General features: G+C 41.3%; 22 protein-coding genes. 7 read left to right on the top strand and 15 right to left on the bottom strand.

All coding sequences use genetic code 11. From position 1 onward, the window contains the following. Positions 1–22 precede the first annotated feature (22 nt). Complete coding sequence (locus C2M25_RS15060; protein ID WP_105181455.1) at positions 23–1,693, bottom strand: ATP-binding SpoIIE family protein phosphatase; 1,671 nt, start codon at positions 1,691–1,693, stop codon at positions 23–25. Beyond that, complete coding sequence (locus tag C2M25_RS15055; RefSeq protein WP_054562148.1) at positions 1,693–1,998, bottom strand: STAS domain-containing protein; 306 nt, start codon at positions 1,996–1,998, stop codon at positions 1,693–1,695. Before C2M25_RS15055 ends, C2M25_RS15060 begins: the two co-directional genes overlap by 1 nt. 133 nt (positions 1,999–2,131) lie before the next feature. Between C2M25_RS15055 and C2M25_RS15050 the strand changes: the two genes are divergently transcribed. Further along, a complete protein-coding gene (locus C2M25_RS15050; protein WP_054562149.1) occupies positions 2,132–2,461 on the top strand; it encodes a translation initiation factor in 330 nt (109 codons plus the stop codon). A gap of 27 nt (positions 2,462–2,488) precedes the next feature. Here the strand turns inward: C2M25_RS15050 and C2M25_RS15045 are convergent, their stop codons facing one another. Beyond that, complete coding sequence (locus tag C2M25_RS15045) at positions 2,489–5,488, bottom strand: bifunctional diguanylate cyclase/phosphodiesterase (protein ID WP_105181454.1); 3,000 nt, start codon at positions 5,486–5,488, stop codon at positions 2,489–2,491. Positions 5,489–5,822: 334 nt separating this feature from the next. Between C2M25_RS15045 and C2M25_RS15040 the strand changes: the two genes are divergently transcribed. The 3 genes from C2M25_RS15040 to C2M25_RS15030 all read left to right on the top strand — a co-directional run bounded on the left by C2M25_RS15040 (position 5,823) and on the right by C2M25_RS15030 (position 7,924). Next, entirely contained in the window at positions 5,823–6,974 is a 1,152-nt protein-coding gene (locus tag C2M25_RS15040) for a chorismate mutase (protein ID WP_105181453.1), read from the top strand. Between the two features lie 129 nt (positions 6,975–7,103). Next, entirely contained in the window at positions 7,104–7,622 is a 519-nt protein-coding gene (dsbB, locus tag C2M25_RS15035; RefSeq protein WP_063706656.1) for a disulfide bond formation protein DsbB, read from the top strand. Then, positions 7,622–7,924, top strand: coding sequence for a DUF6170 family protein (locus C2M25_RS15030; protein ID WP_063706654.1), 303 nt, complete (start codon positions 7,622–7,624; stop codon positions 7,922–7,924). Before dsbB ends, C2M25_RS15030 begins: the two co-directional genes overlap by 1 nt. A 28-nt stretch (positions 7,925–7,952) precedes the next feature. Here the strand turns inward: C2M25_RS15030 and C2M25_RS15025 are convergent, their stop codons facing one another. Then, positions 7,953–8,246 (bottom strand): ComEA family DNA-binding protein, encoded by a 294-nt coding sequence (locus C2M25_RS15025; protein ID WP_105181452.1) that lies wholly within the window; start codon positions 8,244–8,246, stop codon positions 7,953–7,955. Between the two features lie 246 nt (positions 8,247–8,492). Between C2M25_RS15025 and C2M25_RS15020 the strand changes: the two genes are divergently transcribed. Then, positions 8,493–8,795, top strand: a complete 303-nt coding sequence (locus C2M25_RS15020; protein ID WP_063707201.1) for a YebG family protein — start codon at positions 8,493–8,495, stop codon at positions 8,793–8,795. 62 nt (positions 8,796–8,857) lie between these two features. Here C2M25_RS15020 and putP read toward each other — a convergent pair whose 3' ends face one another. Then, the gene (gene putP / locus C2M25_RS15015; protein WP_063706652.1) at positions 8,858–10,369 is read right to left on the bottom strand and encodes a sodium/proline symporter PutP; all 1,512 of its coding nucleotides are present in this window, start codon (positions 10,367–10,369) and stop codon (positions 8,858–8,860) included. A gap of 371 nt (positions 10,370–10,740) precedes the next feature. Between putP and C2M25_RS15010 the strand changes: the two genes are divergently transcribed. Next, a complete protein-coding gene (locus C2M25_RS15010) occupies positions 10,741–11,964 on the top strand; it encodes an EAL and HDOD domain-containing protein (protein ID WP_063706650.1) in 1,224 nt (407 codons plus the stop codon). A 65-nt stretch (positions 11,965–12,029) separates the two neighbouring features. Here C2M25_RS15010 and C2M25_RS15005 read toward each other — a convergent pair whose 3' ends face one another. From C2M25_RS15005 to ccmA, 10 genes are read right to left on the bottom strand one after another with little or no spacing between them, the layout of a single operon-like run. Next, entirely contained in the window at positions 12,030–12,761 is a 732-nt protein-coding gene (locus C2M25_RS15005) for an MlaA family lipoprotein (protein WP_063706648.1), read from the bottom strand. A 9-nt stretch (positions 12,762–12,770) separates the two neighbouring features. After that, complete coding sequence (ccmI, locus tag C2M25_RS15000) at positions 12,771–14,033, bottom strand: c-type cytochrome biogenesis protein CcmI (protein WP_063706646.1); 1,263 nt, start codon at positions 14,031–14,033, stop codon at positions 12,771–12,773. After that, a complete protein-coding gene (locus C2M25_RS14995) occupies positions 14,034–14,495 on the bottom strand; it encodes a cytochrome c-type biogenesis protein (RefSeq protein WP_063706644.1) in 462 nt (153 codons plus the stop codon). It lies immediately after the preceding gene. After that, positions 14,452–15,063 carry a DsbE family thiol:disulfide interchange protein gene (locus C2M25_RS14990; RefSeq protein ID WP_105181451.1) on the bottom strand — a complete coding sequence of 204 codons (612 nt, stop codon included), beginning with the start codon at positions 15,061–15,063 and terminating at the stop codon, positions 14,452–14,454. Before C2M25_RS14990 ends, C2M25_RS14995 begins: the two co-directional genes overlap by 44 nt. Continuing rightward, a complete protein-coding gene (locus C2M25_RS14985; RefSeq protein ID WP_105181450.1) occupies positions 15,060–17,015 on the bottom strand; it encodes a heme lyase CcmF/NrfE family subunit in 1,956 nt (651 codons plus the stop codon). Before C2M25_RS14985 ends, C2M25_RS14990 begins: the two co-directional genes overlap by 4 nt. A gap of 1 nt (position 17,016) precedes the next feature. Then, positions 17,017–17,496, bottom strand: a complete 480-nt coding sequence (gene ccmE / locus C2M25_RS14980) for a cytochrome c maturation protein CcmE (protein WP_063706638.1) — start codon at positions 17,494–17,496, stop codon at positions 17,017–17,019. Next, positions 17,493–17,696: a heme exporter protein CcmD gene (gene ccmD / locus C2M25_RS14975; RefSeq protein ID WP_105181449.1), complete on the bottom strand. Its 204-nt coding sequence runs from the start codon at positions 17,694–17,696 to the stop codon at positions 17,493–17,495. Before ccmD ends, ccmE begins: the two co-directional genes overlap by 4 nt. A 2-nt stretch (positions 17,697–17,698) precedes the next feature. Then, on the bottom strand, positions 17,699–18,436 hold the full coding sequence (locus C2M25_RS14970) for a heme ABC transporter permease (protein WP_063706635.1): 738 nt from the start codon (positions 18,434–18,436) through the stop codon (positions 17,699–17,701). A gap of 1 nt (position 18,437) precedes the next feature. Then, on the bottom strand, positions 18,438–19,124 hold the full coding sequence (ccmB, locus tag C2M25_RS14965; protein ID WP_054553246.1) for a heme exporter protein CcmB: 687 nt from the start codon (positions 19,122–19,124) through the stop codon (positions 18,438–18,440). Then, a complete protein-coding gene (gene ccmA / locus C2M25_RS14960) occupies positions 19,124–19,744 on the bottom strand; it encodes a cytochrome c biogenesis heme-transporting ATPase CcmA (RefSeq protein ID WP_105175235.1) in 621 nt (206 codons plus the stop codon). Before ccmA ends, ccmB begins: the two co-directional genes overlap by 1 nt. Positions 19,745–19,846: 102 nt before the next feature. Here ccmA and fliK point away from each other — a divergent pair, with 102 nt between their 5' ends. Then, on the top strand, positions 19,847–22,633 hold the full coding sequence (fliK, locus tag C2M25_RS14955) for a flagellar hook-length control protein FliK (protein WP_234003586.1): 2,787 nt from the start codon (positions 19,847–19,849) through the stop codon (positions 22,631–22,633). Position 22,634: the final 1 nt, after the last annotated feature.

Here is a 22,634-nt window from a genome sequence, read left to right as displayed (position 1 = left end):
GCCAGAATGATAACATGCGATTTTAGTGTGAGCTAGTACTGCTTGCTGTTAATTGATAATAAATTTCGACTTGGTTGCCTGCACTATTGAAGGTCACTTTTGAAGCTACTTCCCCAAGCAAGCACAAGCCTCTACCATGCTCTCTTGCAAGGCTTTGTTGATTTGCCTGTTCTTTACTAAAACCATTTCCTGAGTCGCAAACAGTAAAATATAAAGCAAGTTCTTCTGGGCAATAACGAATATCAATAATGATTAAGGCATCGGTTAAATTTGCGAGTGCCTCTTCACGTTGTTGATAATAAATTAAAAAGCCATCTTCCTGATTTTTGACCTCTGAGTCGAGACCTAACACCCCATGATCTAAAGCGTTGTTATACGCTTCTGAGAGTATCAAAAAGATATTAGCACGATGTGCATTTAACCCTGCTACTTTGCTTATTACATCAACAACTTCTAGCACCGGATCGGTACTTTTGATTTGCTTTGAGTTCAGGCTCAATGAAAAATTAAAAGGTAATGCGGATAGCGGCTCTGATTTTTGCTCAGGCTCGCGCATTGGTAAGCAATTTAATAATACGAGGCTCAAGTCGTCTTGTTGTTTACTACCACGGGCAAATTTATTGACTCGTTCAAGTACTTGCTCAGTAGAAATAGCAGGTTTTGAGGCTAGCACTTTTTTAAAGCGATGCTCACCAAAGTACTCGTCATGTGGACTAGTCGTTTCAATGATACCATCGGTTGCCATGACAATACGGCATGTGTCTTCTACTTCAATATGAATAAGTGCACGTTCGAATTCATCTTCTTCTAAAATACCCAGTGCCATATGTTGAGATTCAAGGGTACGAATAACTTCACCGCTTTGATTGATGATATAGGTATCGGGTAAGCCCCCTAGCCATGCCGAGATACTTTTTCCGGTACTGCTAAGCTCTATGATGGTTGCAGCACAAAACATGTGGCCTGGTAATAACTTACCTAATACTGAATTGATCTCTGCGGCAATATCACTCACAGACATGCCCTTACTCACCATGGTATAAAATACTCTTGAAGCAGGGAGAGCTCCAACTGCAGCGGCTAAACCATGACCAGTAAAATCACCAAGCATGCAATATAAGCTACCTAATGGGCTTTGTGCGACCAAAAACATATCGCCATTAAACATAGCCGCAGGCGATAAATGAAAATCTAAATGCTTAGGAAAAGATTGTTGGTTCTCAAGAGCATTATTAAAAATATGTTCGACAATTTCATGTTCGCGTTCGACTTGATTTTGATGATATTCAAGTTGTAGATTTTGCTCTCTTGCCTTTTGGCTTAAATTTCTTATCCTGCTATGCGCTTTAATTTTCGCGTTAAGAATCACTTCTTGAAACGGCTTATGCAAAAAGTCATCACCACCAACCGATAAGCAACGCTCAAAGCTCGCTTCGTCTTCTAATGAGGTAATAAAAATAATCGGTAAGTAAACTTGGCTAAAGCGCTCTTTGATAATCGCTGCGGTTTCAAAGCCGTCCATCACAGGCATAATGACATCGAGTAACACAATATCAATGGTGTGTTCTTCGAGCAGATTTAAAGCAACAAGACCGTTCTCAGCGGTATAAACACGGTAGCCCTGCTGCTCTAACATCACGGTTAATAAGCGACGATTTAAGGCAAGATCGTCTACAACCAGAATATTAAGCATCAATCAATATCGAACTTTTTATCAAAACGTGAGATTTGCAGGATTTTTTTCAGTTGCGGTTGGCAGTTACTAATTTGAATTGTTTCAACTTTGCCTGTTAGGTTTTTTTTCATGTTCAGCAACATGCCTAACGCTGAGCTGTCCATGTAATCTGTTTCTCTAAGGTCTATAACCACTTTATCGATATTGTCGTTAAGATCGGCATACGCCTGACGAAAAGATTGCACCAAATTAAAATCAAATTTTCCTTTGATTTGTACAGTTAATATAGCGCCATCAGCAGAAGTGCTGCGCGTTAAACTCATAATAAACTCCTAATAAACAAATCTTTCCTGATACTTAACTAAATATAACCGCTTAAAACAAATAAGCCAAAAATTAAAACACTTAGGATGAAATTTGTTATCATTTAGCCAAGCTTCTATAACGAGATCTACCATGAGCGATAATAATCTAGTTTATTCAACTGCAACGGGTCGCATTGAGCAACCTAAAGAAAGTAAACCAAGCCAAGGTAAAATTTTTAAAGACGGCTTTTTACGCATAGAACGTCAAACCAAAGGGCGCAAAGGTAAGGGCGTGATGTTAGTTGTTGGTATCGACAGCGAGCAGCACGACTTAAAAAAATTAGCCAAAACCATTAAAAGTAAAATGGGCCAAGGCGGTGCAGTAAAAGACGGTATCATCGAAGTTCAAGGTGATGACAGAGATAAGCTAAAAGCGATTCTCGAAGGACTAAAGTTTAAAGTTAAAATTGCAGGGGGCTAATCGCCCCCTTTTTTTGCGTTCTGTATTTTATGAATTCAACGAGTTGAGCTGTTCATAAAGTGCTGGCAACTCATCTTCAGGGATAGGCTTGCTATAGTAGTAACCTTGCACAATATAACAGTTGTTGTTTTGTAAAAACTCAATCTGCTCAATAGTTTCCACCCCTTCGGCAACAACGTTAAGCTTCAGCTTTTGTGCCATAGCAATAATCGCAGCGGTAATTTCCATATCATTACTGTCTTGTGGAATATCTTTCACAAACGAGCGATCAACTTTCAAAATATCCACAGGGAAACGTTTTAGGTAACTCAGTGAAGAATAGCCAGTACCAAAGTCGTCGATTGAAATTGATACACCCAAGGCTTTTAACTGATGCAGTTGTAAAATAGCGGCTTCAACATGCCCCATTAGCATACTTTCTGTTAGCTCAAGGTGTAAGCGTTTAGGCTCAACACCTGTTTGTTTGATGATTTTATCCAGTGTCGATACCAAGTTCGCATCTTTAAATTGACGTGCCGACAGGTTGATTGAAATATTATTCTTTAAGTCTTGGCTTGCTAAACGTGCAGCAAACTCACACGCTTCTTGCAGTATCCATGCGCCTAATTCAACAATTAAACCAGTTGCCTCAGCAATAGGAATAAACTTAGTTGGTGGGATCATCCCTTCTTTAGGATGGAACCAACGAATAAGTGCTTCGTAGCCAACCACTTGGTTATTTCTACAATCAACTTGTGGCTGATAATAAACCCTAAACTGCCCTTCGCGAATACCAGTACGAAGCTCATTTTCAATGAATAAGCGCTCGTTTGCTGCAGCATTGAGCTCTTGGCTATAGAAGTGGAAAGTATTACGCCCTTTCGCTTTTGCTTCATACATCGCAAGGTCGGCATGTTTAAGTAGCTGATCTTCTTCTTGGCTATCAAATGGTGCCATTGTGATACCAATACTGGCACTGATGATCACTTCATTGTTACCTAATTTGATTGGCTCATTAAGTGTGCGCTGAATCGTATTAGCCACTTCCATAGCATGTGTTTGATGCTCAATACCACTTAAAAGGACCGCGAATTCATCGCCGCCTAAACGCGCTATTGTATCTTCCGTACGCAAACGCTTTTTCAAACGGTTAGCCACTTCAACTAATAACTGATCCCCTGCATCATGCCCTAGTGTATCGTTGATACGTTTAAATTCATCTAAGTCAAAATAGAATAAGGCAAATGCATAATGACCACGTTCAGCCAGTGCCATTGATTTACGCAGCTGCATTCTGAAGAAAGTACGGTTAGCAAGCCCCGTTAAGGTATCAAAGTAAGCCAATTGCTCCATCTTACGCTGGCTTTCTTTTACAAACGAAATATCTTGTGCTGATGCCACGTAACTGGTGATCTCACCACCATCTTCACGAATTGGTGAAATACTTAACGAAACCCAAACTGATTGGCGTTCATTCCCTTGTAATAAGGTATCCCCGCGCCAATAATTACGGCTACGCAAATCGATATCAATATCATCGACTAAAATCGCCATTTCTTGTGAAATGATATTCAGCAGCGGCGAGCCAATAAAGTGACGCTCCTCAAAACCGGTCATTTCAACCATTTTCGGATTCACGTATTTGATCTCAAAATCTTGATTGGTGATCACCACACCGGTACCAGAGAAAGCCACAGCTTTAGATAAACGATTCGCCGCTTTTTCAGCTATTTCTTTTTCACTAATGCGCTGGTTTAAGCCATCGATCAACTTACGAATTTCAATAGCCATGTCTCTAAACGAGCCATTTAGCGTGCCAATTTCATCTTTATTAGCCTTTGGAAACTCAGTTTGTAATTGCCCTTTGCCAAAACTAACTACCGCATTAACCAACGAATGAATGCGACGCAGTACTAATTGATAAAGTGCTTGATGTAATAACAAAGCAACTAAAATAGCGTACAAGATAAACAAGCCAAAGAATTTTACTTTTAACTCTTCAAGCGCAGAAAGTGCCGACGAGCGCTTTTTATAAATTCCAATATACCAATTTAGATTCTCGACTTTACGAATATTGATAATGTGAGTTTCGCCATCTTGTACGAATGAATTTGCCGACTCAGGTAACTTTAAACGAATGGTTTCAGACACTAGTTTTTGCAGATCAGGGTTTACAAAATCTTCGGTGAGTAATTTTTTACCTTCACGACCATATTGCTCAAGCGTGGTTTTATCTAAATCAGGGTGAGCTAACAGCTGACCTTTTGCATCAAACACTAACAGATGCTGCTCACGGTCACCGATAGGTAGCTGTGCCAATAAGGTTTCAAGCGCGATATCACTGCCCGTGACACCAAAAAAATCGTTATCAAGGTAGATTGGCACAAGCACACTCACCACCCACTTATGCCAAATAGTATCGTAATACACTTTTGACCACACCGCTTCTCGGCTTGGGTTAGTTGCAGCCTGAGCGTAATTGAAGGTTTCGCCTTTAGTAAAATCAAAGTCACCAGGTACATTGAGTGCCCAGTTTGGTGGCGCGATTCGAATAAAGTTATCTTTGGTGACAAGGTAAAAATTAAAGAAATCTTGAATTAAGGTCGGTGAAACGATTTTCCATAGCGATTCAGAATCGTTTATAAGCTGTTTATAAAATTCAGAATATTTATCTTGAGGGAGAAACGCAGCCGATAAGCCATCTTCTGAGGTACTACGGATACTGCCATCGAGGGCAAATTTGAGTTCTGCGCTGCGTTTACTTTGTAAATGCGATTCGTTGTGAAGGAGTTGGCTGCTTACGACGTTATTCGCCTGCTCAGCAATATTGATTTTGGTTTTGATCAAGCGGTTAAATTGACGACTCAAGCGTTCACTAGAGTGCTTTAAAAGTTCGTGCTCTTCAAACACAAGCTGTTTTTCTTCAGATTTAAGCATCAAAGCCGCAGCACATATACCTGCAATCAAACAAATCGCAGAGATCAGCAGCGACAATTTCATACTTAATGAATTCACACCAAAACGTGATGGCGGTCGTCGATACACCACAGGACTACCTTATTAATAATTGTTATTATTTATTGTGCAAAAACAAATATACCAGATTCATTTTTATATTTATAAATTTTTTATAAATATAAATGAATTTTCTGAGTAAACACCGATGTTTTCTAAATTAGCTGCGATAGGCAGTTGACTTTACATACAAGTGTTTTTACATTAGTTCAATGAAACAAATTATCTCTCGCACTTATTTTTCGTTTTTTAGCTTCTTTAGATAGAGGAGGCTTAACTGTTTGCGAGATAAATTCACCGAATAGCTAAAGCCTCCCACTTGGGAGGCTTTTTTGCTTGTGCACTGTTTTGGAATGAGGAAACCAACATGAGCATTGATACATTAAATGCGTTACGACACGATATTAATGAAATAGATTCCGACTTATTGGTGTTACTGGCTAAAAGACGCCGTATTAGCCACAGCGTAGTTGAATATAAAATTGCCAATAACAAACCAATTCGCGATGAAGCCCGCGAACAAGCATTACTCGAAAAGCTTATTAATTATGGTAAGTCGCTAGGACTGGATGCGTACTACATTAATAATGTGTTCCAAACCATTCTTGAAGATTCGGTTTTAAACCAACAAGCCATGCTACAAAAGAATCTTAACCCAGAAGCGATGAGCGAAACGCACCGCGTTGCTTATTTAGGTGGTCAAGGCTCTTATAGCCAATTAGCCTGTCATAAATATTTCAGCCGCCGTCCTGGAAAAGTCATTGAAATGGGCTGCTCAAGCTTTGAACAAATCACTGGTAAGGTTGAAAGTGGCCAAGCTGATTTTGGCTTACTACCAATTGAAAACACCAGCTCAGGAAGTATCAATGAAGTTTTCGATTTATTACAACATGCGCAAGTTTCAATCGTTGGTGAAGTAACTCACAGCGTTGAACACTGTTTATTAGCAATGCCAGGGACTGAGCTTTCACATATTAATAAAATCTTTGCTCACCCACAGCCTTTTGCTCAATGTAGCCGCTTCATTCAGGGGCTAGGTGATATTCAACATGAAACCTGTGATTCAACTTTCCATGCATTACAATCAGCGGTAGAAACTTCAAATAGCGCCGCTATCGGTTCAGCGCAAGCAGGTAAAAACGTTGGATTAGAAGTCGTTAAGTCAGGCCTTGCAAACCAAAGCGAAAACCACAGCCGCTTCATTGTTGTCGCACGTAAACCGCTGCAAGTATCAAAGCAAATTCCAACTAAAACCAGTATAATTATGGCCACCAAACAACAAGCGGGTTCGTTGGCTGATGCCTTAATGATCTTTAAGCATCATCAAATCAACCTAGTAAAATTAGAATCTCGCCCAGTTCCAGGTAACCCATGGGAAGAAGTGTTTTATGTTGACCTTGAAGCAAACCTTGATGACTTACATGTTAAGCAAGCGCTTGAAGAGTTGAAAGAACACACCCAGTACACACGTGTATTAGGCTGCTATCAAAGTGAGTCTTTGCAAGCTGTTAGTGTGTAATAGGCAGCATAGATAAGATGAATGAAAAGGAGCTGGTTGGCTCCTTTTTCGTATAATTTCATCTTAGATACTTGCACCCACTGCTCTGTCTAAGCATAATCTTGAAAACAATTATACATTGGATCTTTCATGAATTGGTTAGCAGAATTAGCAACTAAAAGAACACCTTGGTTATTATTAGCCTTTATCTCCCTCGCTTTCGAAGTCACCGCGTTATTTTTCCAATACAACATGGGGCTTGAACCCTGCATTATGTGTATTTATCAACGTACTGCTGTTCTAGGCTTACTTGCTGCGGGTGTTATCGGTGCGATTAACCCACAAAATATGGTTCTTCGACTCGTTGCATTTGCCACTTGGGGTGTCTCTGCAATTTGGGGTTACTTTATTGCTAAAGAACATATTGCAATGCAAAACAATACCGACCCTTTTGCATTTAGTTGTGCATTTGAACCTAACTTCCCAAGCTTTATGCCACTGCATGAGTGGATCCCTAGCTTCTTTGCAGCCACAGGTGATTGCGGCAATATCGATTGGCAGTTTGCTTCTATGAGTATGCCGGCTTGGATGGAAGTTATTTTTGCGGCGTTTTCAGTGGTATTTATAGCCGTAGTAGTTAGCCGTTTAGTGAGCAAAAAGTCGCTGTAATGATTTATTTTTTTACTAGTCAAATCCCCGCTTTAAAAGCATTTAAAGTAAGGCAACGCCAGCAAATTATTGCCCTTGCTTTGGCTCATTTAAGCCCGAGCAAAAAAATTATTTTATCGGTGTGCAAGCTTGCCTTTTTAGCGCCATTATTTTTAGGTTTAGCTTACTTTGAAGGCTGGATGCTCATCCCTTGGTTGTTGTTAGCAGGTTTAAGTTACCCCCTTATCACAACACCTATCGAAAACATGTTCGCGTTAGCGCATTTAGACAAAGCTATCGATGAATTTAAACAGGGCGAATAACGCCCTGTTTATGTATATAGTCTGCTATTTATAATGTAATTTTTCCCTCAAGTTTAGCAAATAGCTTATCGCCAATTCCTTTTACTTCTTTTAATTGTTCAACCGATTTAAACGGACCTTGCTTAGTACGATGTTCAACAATCGCCTTCGCTTTTGATTCACCGATTCCTGGTAACTGAGTTAACTGCTCAATGCTGGCTTTATTAATACTCAGCTTTTGCATTTTAACTTGTGTAGCTTTGGTTGGTGTTTCGGCTGATGCCTGTGTCGTTGGCAGTAATGCAAGACTAGTGGCAAGTAAAATACTTGATAGTAGTTTCATAATTTCCTCCATGATGTCCATCTTGGACAGATAATTAGCCGTTACCCAACACTCACTCCATCGCTTGTGTTTAACTTTGGGTAACATTTTAAATAAAGCTAATATCCCTATTATTGTCAAATTTGCTGAATAAATATTTTCGCTTGCTACTTGCAAAGTAAAGCGCGAAGCATTACTGTATATAAAAACAGTAATCAAGGTGGCGATTTTACGCTGCAAATGCCACGCTTAAATGCAGGAGAAATCATGGCTGTTGTTGTTAAATATGTTGTAGAAAGAAACGGAGTCGAGCGCATGACGTTTACTACTAAAAAAGAAGCTGATGCGTATGACAAAATGCTCGACATTGCTGAGTCATTAGAACTAATGCTTGAAAAAGTTGATGTACCATTAAGCGAACAACAAATTGAATCGCTGGCACTTGAAATGGCAAAAGAAAAAGATCAGTTTATGGCGGTGCTTAAAGGCGCTAAAGAAGTAGAGCCGAAACCTAAAAAAGCTAAATCTGCAGATAACGTATCAGATATAAAAGAAAAAGCGGCTAGCTAAAAGCAAATTTAGATCATAAAAAAGGGCAACATCAGTTGCCCTTTTTTGTACTCAATCAAAAATTACAGTGATGATTCAACTTCATCAAATAAATCTGTGATTTCTTTTTTCGGCACAGCCGTCATCAGGCTCACTACGACAATTGCAATAGTCGATAAAACAAAGCCCGGGACAATCTCATAAAGGAGTGCACTCAGCGTTTGACCATTAATAGTAATTGGCGCGTAAATCCAAAACAGGACTGTTGCAGCACCGACCACCATACCGCTAATCGCACCTTGCAAGTTCATACGTTTCCAGTAAAGACTAAGCAGCACTAATGGGCCAAATGCAGCACCGAAACCTGCCCAAGCATTACTAACCAAATCAAGAATCGAGCTATCACGGTCATAAGCGAGGTAAATAGCAAGAATTGCTACCAGCATTACGCTGATACGGCCGACTAAAACAAGCTCTTTTTGTGATGCATTGCGGTTTAAATAGATTTTATAAAAATCTTCTGTAAGTGAGCTTGAACACACCAATAACTGCGACGAGATGGTACTCATAATGGCGGCTAAAATTGCTGCTAATAAGAAGCCTGCAATTAAAGGATGGAAGATTAGCTCAGACAACACTAAGAAAATGGTTTCTTTATCATCAATTGGCATTTGGTTCTCAAGCATATATGCCGCACCAAAAAGACCTGTTAATACAGCACCAATTGCTGAAAGTGTCATCCACGACATACCCACACGACGCATAGTTGGCATATCTTTAACAGAACGTACCGACATAAAACGCACAATAATGTGTGGTTGACCAAAATAACCAAGGCCCCATGCCATAGCAGAGATAATGGCAATCGTTGAGCCACCGGCAAACCAATCCATCATATTCAGGGCGTGGATCTCAGTGTCTTTCGGTGAGCTTAGCAGTAAGTCATAACGTGCATTTGCTAAGGTATCCATAAACGGTTGATCAAGCATGGTATAGGTTGCAATCGGCACTGCCAGTAGCGAGATAAACATGATACAGCCTTGTACAAAGTCTGTAAGGCTCACTGCTAAGAAGCCACCAAACAAGGTGTAAATAACAACAACACCCGTTGTAATGTACAGACCCATCTCGTAACTCATATTAAATGAATTTTCGAATAACTTGCCGCCAGCAACAACGCCTGATGAGGTATACAAGGTAAAGAAAACGATGATTACAATCGCAGAAATAACACGCAGTATATTTTTATTATCATCAAAGCGGTTAGCGAAGTAATCTGGAATGGTGATTGAGTCATTTGCTTTTTCTGTGTACACACGTAATCGAGGTGCAACTAAAAAGTAGTTAGCCCAAGCACCTAATACGAGACCTATAGCAATCCAAACTTTGCTTAAACCAAACAAGTACATTGCACCAGGTAGGCCCATCAGCAACCAACCACTCATATCTGACGCGCCAGCTGAAAGCGCTGCAACACTTGGTGATAAATTACGACCACCTAGCATATAACCTGATACATCATCTGTGGATTGCTTATAAGCATATAGCCCAATCCCCAGCATAACGATGAAGTACAATGCTAACGAAATTATCATTCCTGTTTCCAAATTAGCCTCCAATAATTGATTAATGTTGGCTTTTAATCCGAATAATGACTCGCAAGTTATTTAATTTAAAGACATTATTGGGGTAAAAACCGATATCACCCATGACTATAACACGCTTCCCCCCTACAACTCCAATCAAGCCGTTGAGTGACATGGCACAGAATTACAACCTTTTCATAACAAAAATGTGATATTTAATCGCAAGTTATAGAATTTCATCACAATTTATCCTAGTCTTAAGATCAAAACAAAATCAGTATTTATCCTCAAATACGCGCATTTAATTAATGCTATTTCAGGCACAATGGCATATATTGCTCATGGATAAATGAATTAACCGAAGTGGACATGCTAGGACTATGTATTTTTACGCTGCACGCCAACCTATTTTAGATAAGGAAAAGAAACTTGTCGGCTACGAACTCCTGTTTAGGGATGGCGTAGATAACGTGTTTCCAGACATTGATGGCGATGAAGCAACATCACGACTCATTGAAGGTAGTCAGTTCAATTTTGGTTTAGAAGATTTAACGGATAACAAACCAGCGTACATTAATTTCACTTTAGAGACACTCCAAAAAGGCTACCCACTTTTATTGGGTAAAGAACAAGTCGTTGTCGAAATTCTTGAAACTATTCAACCTGGTAAACGTTTACTTGCGCTGGTTAAAGATCTAAAAGAGCGAGGCTATACACTGGCACTTGATGATTACATACACCAACCTGTATGGCGTCATTTTTATCCGTATATCGATATGATCAAAATTGACTTTTTAACCTGCGATCAAGAGTCAATTGAAGCGGTTATTGAGGCAATCAAACCTCATCCGCATATCAAGTTGCTTGCCGAAAAAGTGGAAACATACGAGAAATATCAGCTGGCTCTAGAAATGGGCTTTAGCTACTTTCAAGGCTTTTTCTTTTCGAAACCTGAGATGGTACAAAGTAAAACTTTACCACCTTCTGAGATGGCTCTTGCCGAGCTTCTATACGAAACATCGAGTATTGATTTAAACCTCAGAAAAATCACTGAGGTGTTTGAACGTGACGTTAACTTGTCTTATAAGTTGCTACGCTACTCAAACTCAGCGGCCTTTAAACGTCGCGCTGAAATCAGCACTATTAAACAAGCACTTATCGTATTAGGTAGTGAAGAAATTAAACGTTTCTTGTCACTGCTATTTGCAGCTCAAGTTTCAGCGGATAAACCTGCTGAGCTTATTCGCCTTTCGTTAACCCGTGCTCGGTTTGCTGAATTACTCGCAATCAGCCACGGCAAATTGCGAGATACAGGTATGGCATTCTTAACGGGTATGATGTCGTTGATGGATGCTATCTTAGATGAAGACATGCCAAGCGTAATGAATAAGCTACCGCTAACCGTCGAAATAAAAGATGCGCTGCTTAAAGGTGAAGGCTTACTCGCTACCTATCTAAACCTTGTAAAATTTTATGAGCAAGCAGATTGGGAAAAAGCGAAAGAAATCCAACAGCAGTTGGGTCTTAAGCCTGAAGAAGTACCAGACGCTTACCACGATGCATTAAGTTGGTCTAATGACCAAATGAGTGTGTTTGGGGATTAATACCAATTCGCTTAAAGATATAAAAAATGCCAGCAATTGCTGGCATTTTTTTGAGTTGAATAATCTTAAAGATTCTCTAAAAAGTCTTCATCAAAATCATCAGGCTCTTTTTCTACTGGCGGATTGCCGTCATATAGCTCATACAATTGACGCTGGAAGTAGATATCCTTCATAAAGATATATGGGTCAAGCGACTCATTTAATAAGCTCTCTTGCGGCATTAATGAAGCACGTGCCTCAACTGCTTTCAGTGCAAACACCAATATAGTCTGTGGCGTCGTTAAGGTGATTTCAGGTAACACAAAGTTATCGACCACATCACCGGTTAAGTTTCGTGCAGTACTTGGCCCCATACCTGGGATCATTAAGTAAGCACCATCACCCACTCCCCATACGCCGAGGGTTTGACCAAAGTCCTCATCAACGATTTCTAAACCCAATGATGAAGCAACATCAAAAAAGCCGAGTAAGCCCACCGTAGAGTTCACTAAAAAACGCGCAAAGCTAATGCCCATATTACCCGGTTTACCCTGTAAACCAGCATTAACCATGTCAGTCGGTGCAGTGATGTTATCGGTAAAATTAACAATACTGCGTCTAACCGGTGCGGGGGTTACTGTGATGTAACCAACGGCTGCTGGGCGAAGAATATACGCATCAAGTACGTCCATATTAAAATCATACATAGGACGGTTAAATGATTGCAGAGGATCTCGTTCATCCACTTTTTCTTCTGGTATCTGTGCGCATCCTGCAAGCACTACAAAAAAGATAAAAAATATACTGTGCCTAAACATCGGCTATCCTTACGGTATTAACTCATTAATTAGCAGCGAATATTCTTTAACGTTTGCACGCTCTAAGACATCCGACTTGCCTTCCAACTCGCCGCTAGAAGTTACCACAGTTGCATCTTTTGATAAACGCGCAGTTAAAATAATTTTATCTACACTCGATAGATTCAAGCCATCAACCATGGCATTCGTATCACTTAACGTCACGGTTAGCGGAAAACTGTATTCGGTCATTTTAACCACAGCCAATGGCATTTGTGGGCCACTGGCTGCTTTAGCAAAAACAAATAACGTACCGTTTTGTGGCTGTGAATCAACCAGTGCCGGGTCTAAATCAACTGTGATGCTAATTTCACTGTTTGACGCTTTTGCTAACTCTGTATTCGTTGTTTGCTGCTCATTATTTAAGTGGGCATCAATTTCAGCAATACGCTCTGCAATCATGCTATAACGCGGATCGTTTTGCTGCATACTTGCAAGCAATACTTCAAATGCAGTTTTAGCTTGTAGCCAATCTTTACGTTCATACGCAATCAAGGCTAATAATGAGATTGCATCAATATTAGTTGGCTCGGCTTTTAACACTCTTGATAACATCGTCGCAGCACGAGACATATTCGCATCACTGCCTTCCATTAACAGTACTTGCGAGTAGCTGATCAGCACTTGCTTGTTATCTGGGTTCATTTTAAGAACCTTATCAAATGACTGCATTGCCATATCAAATTCATTTAATGACATTGCAACTCGACCAAGTAGCATCCACGCCACTTCGTCATCACCACTTTGATCAAGCTTAGTACGCAGTGCTAACGCAAACGCTTGTAGCTCATTTGGTGTTAACGGCTCACCTTCTTGCATCACGGCACGCTCGCCATATGACTTAAGATTTGCCATCGCGTCATGCCAGCCTTTAATTTGCTGCTGGCTACCCGTATAACCATAAAAGATGGCTGTTAAAACAATTAAAAAGCCTGCGCCAGTAAGTGCAAAAATACGGTTATTACCTTTACTGTTTAACGCTTTTTCTGGAGACAACTCATTGAGCAAACGACGCTTTTGTTCGATAACTGACTCATCGTACATTTGTGCATCAATACGTTGGTTATCTAGTTCAGTTTTAAGCTCATCTAAACGTTGATGATAAATTCGGATTAATTCCGAGTTTGCATTGTGATCAAGGCGTTGAATACGTTCGCGTTTAAAAAACGGTACGACAACAAATAGCAATGCAATCAGTGTGAGTAAAACAAAAGATGCCCACATTAATGCCATCTAGCTTTGCTCCTGACGTTGATTTTGTTCAATTAACTTTGCAAGTAACGCTTCGTCTTGCTCTGTCCATGTTTGTTTTACTGATGCCTTACGTTGGCGTAAAACGATAAAGCCAAAGCCAAGTACCACAATCAATACTGGCAATACCCATAACACTAACGTTGCTGGCGTTACAGGTGGGTCGTAATGTACAAAGTAGCCATAACGGTCAATCATATAATCAATGACTTCATCTTTGCTTTTACCATCTTTCACCAGTGCCAACACTTTATCGCGTAAATCTTTGGCTACAACCGCGTCTGAGTCGGCAATGTTTTGGTTTTGACATTTAGGACAACGCAGCTCCTTGGTAAGCTCACTGAAGCGTACGGCCTGCTCTTTATCATCAAATTGGTATTTGTCTTGCTCTGCAAATGCGCTAAACGTGATAAGCAAACTTGCTAAAAAAATCACGAGTCTCATTACTGTGCTCCTGCATTAACGGTGCGAATTTAGCTCGCCATACACGTGGGTTAATATCACCGGTATGGTGCAGCAAAATGGTGCCTTGCTTATCAACTAAGAAGGTTTCTGGCGCGCCAGACACCCCTAAATCAAGGGCTAATGTGCGTTTTAAATCTAAGATATTGAATTGATACGGGTCGCCAGCACGATTAAGCATACTGGTGACATCTTCGCGTAGTGCGTTAATATCAAACTGGCCATCAAAGTCTGGGTCGTAGCCTTGCTCGTAGTATAAGCCAACAATCTTAACACCCTGCTCTCTTAGCTCAGTCAAGTAACCTAACTCAGCTAAACAGGTCGGGCACCATGTGCCCCACACATTAAGTAGGTACACTTCACCCTTTAAGTCGGCATCTGTCCAACGTTTTGACTCATCCATCAAATCGGGCAAATTGAATGCAGGCATCGCGTGTCCAATACGCCCTGTTTGTAGCTCACGCGGATTAGCAAACAAACCTTGGTATAAAAACACACACAGTAAAACAAAAACCAGTAACGGTGCTAGCGCGAGTAGTTTACGGTTCATGCTGATGCCTCCTGCTTAGTCGATTTCTGGCGATAACGTTTATCACCAAGCACTAAAAAGCCAGCCAATGAAATTAAAATACCACCGAGCCACATCCAACGAACATACGGTTTATGGTAAATACGTAACGACCACGCACCTTGGCTTAATTGCTCGCCTAGTGCTAAATACAAGTCGCGTGTAAAACCAGCATCCACAGCGGCTTCTGTCATAAATTGCATACCGATGTCATAACGACGTTTCTCAGCGTGTAACACGGTTACTTGTTTATCGTTTTTCAGTACGGTGACAACACCAGCATGGCCGCTATAGTTAGCGCCACGAATTGTTTTAACACCATCAAAGCGGTACTGATATTCATTTAATGCCACGGTTTCGCCTGGCTTCATTGATACATCACGCTCAACTGAGTAAGCAGAGGTTAGCGTTACACCTGCAATCACAAATGCTAAACCAATGTGACCTAAAACCATCGCCCAATAACTTAACCCTAATCGTTTAAAGCCTTCACCTAAGGTTTTATGAATAGTTACTTTTGCCGCTAAATCAACCAGAGTAGTAACAAAAATCCATACCGCTAATGTTGTTGCAATAAAGGTAATAGGTGCAATCACATCGTAGCTTGAATATAACCATGCTGCTGTTGCTACTAGGCTTACGACGGCCGAGAGTGCAAATTTATTTTGCAGCATCGACCATTTGTTTTGTTTCCAGCGTAATAGCGGGCCCATGCCCATTAATATGGCAAACGGTACCAGTAGAATTGCAAACATCTTGTTGAAGAATGGTTCACCAATCGAGATACTGCCTAAGCCAAGTTCTTTGTGGATCATTGGCAATAATGTACCCAACAATACAATCAGCGTTGCCACAACTAAGAAAATATTATTTAGCCAAAGCGCAACTTCACGCGAAGCAAACTTATAACGGCCTTCACTTTTCACCTGTGATACACGCAGTGCATAAAGCGATAAACCACCACCCACAACAATGGCTAAGAAAGCTAAAATAAACATTCCGCGATTAGGATCTGAGGCAAATGCATGCACAGATACAATGATACCCGAGCGCACAATAAAGGTACCCAGTAAGCTCAAAGAGAATGCTGCAATAGCGAGTAATACCGTCCAAGACTTAAAGACACCACGCTTTTCGGTGGTTGATAATGAGTGCAACAATGCGGTTGCCACAAGCCATGGCATTAATGATGCGTTTTCAACTGGATCCCAGAACCACCAGCCACCCCAGCCAAGTTCTGAGTATGCCCACCAACTACCGATGGTAATACCGAGTGTTAAAAAGCCCCATGCAGTCATTGTCCAAGGACGAGACCACTTAGCCCAGGTATTATCAAGCTTTCCGGTAAGTAGTGCCGCAATAGCAAATGAGAACGACACAGATAAACCCACATAGCCCATATAAAGCAATGGCGGGTGAATAATCATGCCAGGGTCTTGCAATAACGGATTTAAATCGCGACCTTCAACTGGGAAATACGGTAATAGGCGCTCAAATGGGCTCGACATTAATAAGGTGTAAAGCATAAAGCCAACGCCTAAAAAGCCTAGTACACCGAGTACTCGGGCACGTAAAACCCAAGGTAATGATTGCGAGCGCATTGCAACAACCGCTGTCCAACCCGCTTGCATCACTAACCAAAGTAAAATTGCTCCCTCATGGCCACCCCATGTCGAGGTAATTTTGTAGTACCAAGGTAAGGTGCTACTTGAGTGATAAGCAACATACGAAACGGTAAAGTCATCGGCTAAACTGGCATAAATAAGTGCTGCAAATGATAAAAGCACAAAGACGAACTGACCAATTGCCAGTGATGGGGCTGCGCGCATTAAACGTAAATTGCCGGTATGCGCCCCCCACAAAGGAAAAATACACAGTAAAACACTGAGCACCATGGCCAGTGTTAAAGAAAAATAACCGAGTTCTGGGATCATATTAATTGCCGCTATCTAAGTTATACGTCGGTTTCTCGTGTTTGATACCCTTCACAGCTTCAGCAACCTCTGCTGGCATGTATTCTTCATCATGCTTTGCAAGCACTTCAAAGGCATCAATTTCATTGGCTTTTACTAACACGCCCTGTGCCACAATCCCTTGGCCTTCACGGAATAAGTCCGGCAATATCCCTTGATAATTAATTGTCACCATAGGGCCTTTATCGATCAATTTGAAGCTCACTTTCAAGCTTGCTTCGTCACGTACAACTGAGCCAGGTACAACCATACCACCAATGCGGAGCTTTTGACCGACATGCGGTTTTTCTTTGTTCGGGCCTTTACCCTCAACAAGTTCGCTTGGGGTATAGAACAAATTAATGTTTTCTTGCAGTGCGTACAGCACTAAACCAATGGTTGCACCCACACCAAAAATAATGGCTACAACAGCTAATAAACGTTTTTTACGTCTTGGATTCATTGCCCTGCCTCTTGCTTCGCTTTCTTAATGCGCTCTTCACGTAGTGCTTGCTGCTTTACTGAAGAGAAAATACGTTTTGTATCGTTTAACGAACTAAATAAAATACCGAGTAAAATCAATGCACAGCTGCCAAAAGACAACCAAACATAAAAGCCATAGCCACCCATGGCAATAAAATCTGCAAAAGAATCAAAATGCATGATTAACCTCGCTCAAGCATATCACGCACCCACGGGCGGTGCTTTTCACGTTGTAAAATTTCGTTTTTAAGGCGAATTAAGGTCACCACACCAACAAAACCTGCAAACGCAACAATGTTCACCATTAATGGCCAAAACATACTTGGATCAATGGCTTTAGTATCAAATTTTGTAATAGTTGCACCTTGGTGCAAGGTATTCCACCACTCTACCGAGAAGTGAATAATCGGTAAGTTGATAACCCCAACAATGGCTAAAATACACGCTGCGCGACCCGCTGCTTTTTTATCTTCAAAAGCATGGTAAAGCGATAACACGCCTAAATACAAAAATAACAGAATAAGCTCAGACGTAAGGCGTGCATCCCATACCCACCATGCGCCCCACATAGGTTTACCCCATGCTGCACCGGTGATTAATGCTATCGCTGTCACACATGCCCCAACGGGTGCAATTGCAATCACAGCAAGTTCTGCATTACGTAATTGCCATACTAGTGCGATCACTGCTGCAATCGCCATAGAAGAGTAAGCGCCCATAGATAAAATAGCTGAAGGCACATGGATAAAAATAATTCGGTAGCTGTCTTTTTGTTGGTAATCGGCTGGAGCATAAGCAAGCCCCCAGACCCATCCAACAATCATACAAACCACCGTAACGACGGCGAAATAAGGCAGTAAGGTGTTACACAATTGGTAAGCACGATCTGCTTTTGCGTAGGGATGTAACCACTTCCACATATTAACTTACACTCACTTTCAATGCTGACGATATGGCAATTGGCGCCGCTATAATCGCTACGATTAGCATGGCACCAAGGATTGCAAGCTGTCCGCTATAGGCAAGCTCCATAGAGCTGGTATCAATAGCCGAGGTTGCAAAAATTAGTACAGGGATATACAAAGGCAAAACAAGCAAACTCATCAAAATACCGCCTTTTTGCAGTCCCACAGTAAGTCCAGCGCCAATTGCGCCAATAAAGCTAAGCAATGGCGTACCCAACAATAATGTTAGAACGGTTGCTAACAGCGCTGAACTTTCTAAATTCAATAACAAAGCAAATACCGGCGTCATCAGTACTAATGGCAGCCCCGTGATCACCCAATGAGCAGCCACTTTTGCAAGCACTGTTAACGGTAATGGATATGACGACGCGATTAATTGCTCTAATGTTCCGTCGTGATAGTCATCGCGAAATAGCTTATCAAGGCCTAACATGGTTGACAGTAACGCAGCGACCCAAATAATGCCTGGCGCCATACGAGCAAGTAGACCGGGCTCAGGGCCAATTGCTAACGGAAAAAGTGTAATAACAATCAGAAAAAACAAGATAGGGTTAACGATTTCAGCACGCTGACGAAACGCTAATTTAAGATCTTTAGAAAAAACCGCAGAGAATAATTGCCAATACGAATGCTGTTTTACCATCAGTGGCGATACTCCAAAGTCACTGTTTTTAGATCACTAAATTGTGTTGTTAAATCTTGGTGAGTGGTTAAAAGAATCGCCCCACCTGCATTTAAGTGCTCGACAAAACGTTCTTGCAAAAATGCAACACCGCTTTTATCAAGTGCAGTAAATGGCTCATCAAGGATCCATAGTTTGGCGCTATTTAACCACAGTCTTACTAAAGCGACACGGCGCTGTTGCCCCGCAGACAGCATACGAACAGGCACATCTTCAAGGCCCACCAAGCCTATTTTTGCTAAGATTGGATACAAGTCTTGCTTGCTGTCGTAGCCATTAATTTTCAGCCAAAATGCGACATTTTCTAGGGCGGTAAGCTGTGTATTTACACCCGTTTTATGGCCAATGAACAGCAGCTCTTGTGCATATTCATCATAGTATTTTGAAATAGAACGCTCTTGGAAAAATACATCGCCTTCATCCGCCATAGCGAAACCCGCGATAATACGCAATAATGATGTTTTACCAGCCCCATTCGGACCAGCTAATTGCATAATTTGTCCCGATTTCAAGCTGAAATTAAGATCCGCAAACAAACAACGATCTTGCTTGATGCAGGTGACGGCCTTAATGTGTAACAAGATGACGATTCTCTATACCCAAAATTAGGCGTTAGTCTACCATAATGATAGGGTAATACGAATATTGCTTTAAAACGATTAACTTATATTTGATCTAAAATAATGAATAAACAAAGCCAGTTGACTCTCAGCACTCAGCTTAACCTTGATCCAAAAGCGATAAGCAGCGCATCACAGCATTCATCCAATGATGCCTTAAAAATGCTGGCTGAGCAGAACGTGACTGCCCGTAATATTGTGATTGGTAAGCAAAGCGTGCAAATGGACGTGCTAATCAATAACTCATGGCAAACACTGCGCTTATCAACAGAGCAAGAAAACCTCAAAACTGAGCGCTTTCTAGCGGCCAATATTCAATTAAGTAGTGATGGTAAACAGCTGAGTATTACACCAGCACCGCTGACGATTACACTAGGTAAAAGCCAGCAACTACACGCGCTTCTTAACTTACTAACCCAAGGAGATGCACATACTACCGCGCCCTATCCTGCTCAAATTGCAGATAGCAAGGCCTTGTTACAACTACCCGCATTAAAGGCTGAGTTTGCCCTTAACAATAGCCTGGTTGCTCTTTTAAAAGCTGAAGCACCACTTAAAGCCATTTTGCTCCCAGCGACCAACCAACAAAATAGCTTTAATTTAAACATTATTAATCGCTTTGGGGACTCTCTCCATCAGCAAAGTGTTAGCCAACAAAAAGTGGCTGAGTTGGTGGCAAAGCTAACCCCCGAAATGAACTTAAAATTAGCTGGGCAACAAGTGCAGCTGAGCGTTGCCAGCAAGCAAAGCAACGAATTAACATTGCCGCTATCAACTATTTCACCAAAGCAAGCTAAGCAAATTCAAGCGCAGTGGCAATTTCATCCGCACGCACTAAAAGTAACCCCTCACTCAGTTAAAGAAACATTAGAACTAGTAAATAAAATGCCAGTTCAGCAAGTGTTGTTGAAGAACTCGCTGTCAGAGACATTCATTCAAGCGTTAAAAAGCCAAGCAGTTGAACCTAAGAGTGCGTTGCTTGCGCCATCGAGTAGCTCACACTCTCCAATCAGCTCCTGGCTAAAAGACAGTTTTGCTGATTTAAAAACGCGTATTAGTGATGCTGTACGCTATTTTGAAAAGCTCCCTGCCACCACAAAAGCAGCAGTTAACCAGCCAACAAACCAGCTGATTGAGAGCAAAAATACGATTAGCCAACTTGGCTTTAATGCTAATAAGATCAATATAATAAAGTTTGCCGCTGTTCAGCAAAGCGCACTCCAACAAGCAGCGCCTCACATATCCCCAAGAGCCAGTGATTCAATTGCAACGAATGGACCATTACCTGCAACTAAACAAGCAGACTCACCATTAACAACCACTCAGTCGGCAAAGCAAGTGAGTTTACCCGTGAGCTATAATAATGCGCCGCCTTTAATACAATTATTGCAACGTATAAAAGTCAGTTTAGAGCCGCTTGTTAGTGCGCAAACTCAGGCCAGTCAACCAGCAATAAACAGTAGCAAAACACAACCACCATTGCTGAGCACAGATAACAATTTGCAAAAAGCGCCTGTAGACAACAAAGCGGTTAACAGCGCGGTTACTGCCATAAAACCTGACAAACCAGCCTCAGAGCAACTCGCTCAAGTTAAAAGTAACTTTGCTAATTCAGTACTCAACAATGCCAGTGAGCCGGCCTCTCAAACTAAACAGACGCCATTAAGCACAGCACCCAATTCGCTGACGCAAAATGTAAAGCCAGAGATAAAAGGGTCATCATCACCTTTGCAGCAACACGCTGAGCAAGTTATAAAAACTGTGGCTAAAAACCTTGTAGCAGGACCTAATGAGCCAATAAAACAAACCGCATTAGCGACTCAAGCAATTAATGAACAAGCTCAAGGGTTACAAAAAGTTGCTCAGCAGCAAACTCAATTGCATGCCCCCTTTTTAGCAGCGAAAGAGCCAAACTTAGCTCAACCCTTATTGCCGATAAGGCCCATTGAAGCCGCGTTGATTGCTAAGTTATTACCACTTCCGGAAAGTAAGCCGTTAGTAAGTACGCCACTGCCAGTGCAATTAACAGAAAAACTTGTAGCCCTGAGCGAGCAAAACTCGTCGTCTTCGGTAGATTTAAATCGACTCGTGAATCAAGCATTTAATCGCATGATCTCTAGTCAAAACATGCACCCGACAACAATTGAGCGAGAACTTTTAAGTATTCTCAGACCAGCCGCATTACCCAGCCAGACTCAGCAAGCGAGCTTTAGTCAGGGTTTAGAGCAATTAGCGGTGGCTTCACTGGCGGCACCCATTATCAATCAAGCGCCAACGAGTATTAGCTTCAATAATCAAACAGGTCTTGATGCATTACTGCAAGTGTTAGTGCCCAATTTTAAAGCCGTTAACGGCAGCAAGTTACTCGAGCAATTGCAACAGCCAACGATGCAAGCAATGGCCGCTGAAGTATCTCAACTCAAACAGACTCTGACCCAAGTGCAGACAACGCCCATCAATCAGCAACAAGATAACAGTGCTTTGGCGCAGTTTTTCTTGCCGATGAAGCTACCTCCTGAAACAGGGCAAACAGAAATCAGCTTAGGACAGTATAAAAAGCCGAGTAAAAATAAACTCGAAGCAAAAAATGTTTGGTTTGTGCGGTTAAACTTTGACTATGCACAGCTTGGCAAGTTACAAATTACCGCAGAGGTGATGGATAAAGCAGTTGATTGTCAGTTACTTGCTTCTTCACAAGAAGTAACCGCACTTGCTCATCCGCACTTAGAAACGTTACGTCATAAGCTTGCAAGCCATGGCTTAAATGTGGGAGAACTAAACCTGCAGCAAGGTGTGTCAAACCATCAGGCTTTTTATAAATCGCATGCGATTATCAACATTAAGGTGTAAT

Origin of the sequence: Pseudoalteromonas sp. T1lg21 (genome assembly GCF_002964625.1) — a bacterium.
Taxonomy (GTDB): Bacteria; Pseudomonadota; Gammaproteobacteria; order Enterobacterales; family Alteromonadaceae; genus Pseudoalteromonas; species Pseudoalteromonas gelatinilytica.
The sequence above is the reverse complement of the archived record's forward strand: the minus strand, read 5'-3'. Positions and strand labels throughout refer to the sequence as shown.

Bases quoted from the DNA above. Each gene is read 5' to 3' on its own strand.
- ccmE (WP_063706638.1), bottom strand. From the start codon at position 17,496: ATGAATCCAAGACGTAAAAAACGTTTATTAGCTGTTGTAGCCATTATT.
- putP (WP_063706652.1), bottom strand. From the start codon at position 10,369: ATGATAATTTCGTTAGCATTGTACTTCATCGTTATGCTGGGGATTGGG.
- C2M25_RS15010 (WP_063706650.1), top strand. From the start codon at position 10,741: ATGTATTTTTACGCTGCACGCCAACCTATTTTAGATAAGGAAAAGAAA.
- C2M25_RS15020 (WP_063707201.1), top strand. From the start codon at position 8,493: ATGGCTGTTGTTGTTAAATATGTTGTAGAAAGAAACGGAGTCGAGCGC.
- C2M25_RS15050 (WP_054562149.1), top strand. From the start codon at position 2,132: ATGAGCGATAATAATCTAGTTTATTCAACTGCAACGGGTCGCATTGAG.
- C2M25_RS15060 (WP_105181455.1), bottom strand. From the start codon at position 1,693: ATGCTTAATATTCTGGTTGTAGACGATCTTGCCTTAAATCGTCGCTTA.
- C2M25_RS14985 (WP_105181450.1), bottom strand. From the start codon at position 17,015: ATGATCCCAGAACTCGGTTATTTTTCTTTAACACTGGCCATGGTGCTC.
- ccmD (WP_105181449.1), bottom strand. From the start codon at position 17,696: ATGCATTTTGATTCTTTTGCAGATTTTATTGCCATGGGTGGCTATGGC.
- C2M25_RS14990 (WP_105181451.1), bottom strand. From the start codon at position 15,063: ATGAACCGTAAACTACTCGCGCTAGCACCGTTACTGGTTTTTGTTTTA.
- C2M25_RS15005 (WP_063706648.1), bottom strand. From the start codon at position 12,761: ATGTTTAGGCACAGTATATTTTTTATCTTTTTTGTAGTGCTTGCAGGA.
- ccmB (WP_054553246.1), bottom strand. From the start codon at position 19,124: ATGGTAAAACAGCATTCGTATTGGCAATTATTCTCTGCGGTTTTTTCT.
- C2M25_RS15055 (WP_054562148.1), bottom strand. From the start codon at position 1,998: ATGAGTTTAACGCGCAGCACTTCTGCTGATGGCGCTATATTAACTGTA.
- C2M25_RS14995 (WP_063706644.1), bottom strand. From the start codon at position 14,495: ATGAGACTCGTGATTTTTTTAGCAAGTTTGCTTATCACGTTTAGCGCA.
- C2M25_RS15040 (WP_105181453.1), top strand. From the start codon at position 5,823: ATGAGCATTGATACATTAAATGCGTTACGACACGATATTAATGAAATA.
- ccmI (WP_063706646.1), bottom strand. From the start codon at position 14,033: ATGGCATTAATGTGGGCATCTTTTGTTTTACTCACACTGATTGCATTG.
- dsbB (WP_063706656.1), top strand. From the start codon at position 7,104: ATGAATTGGTTAGCAGAATTAGCAACTAAAAGAACACCTTGGTTATTA.
- C2M25_RS15030 (WP_063706654.1), top strand. From the start codon at position 7,622: ATGATTTATTTTTTTACTAGTCAAATCCCCGCTTTAAAAGCATTTAAA.
- fliK (WP_234003586.1), top strand. From the start codon at position 19,847: ATGAATAAACAAAGCCAGTTGACTCTCAGCACTCAGCTTAACCTTGAT.
- C2M25_RS14970 (WP_063706635.1), bottom strand. From the start codon at position 18,436: ATGTGGAAGTGGTTACATCCCTACGCAAAAGCAGATCGTGCTTACCAA.
- C2M25_RS15025 (WP_105181452.1), bottom strand. From the start codon at position 8,246: ATGAAACTACTATCAAGTATTTTACTTGCCACTAGTCTTGCATTACTG.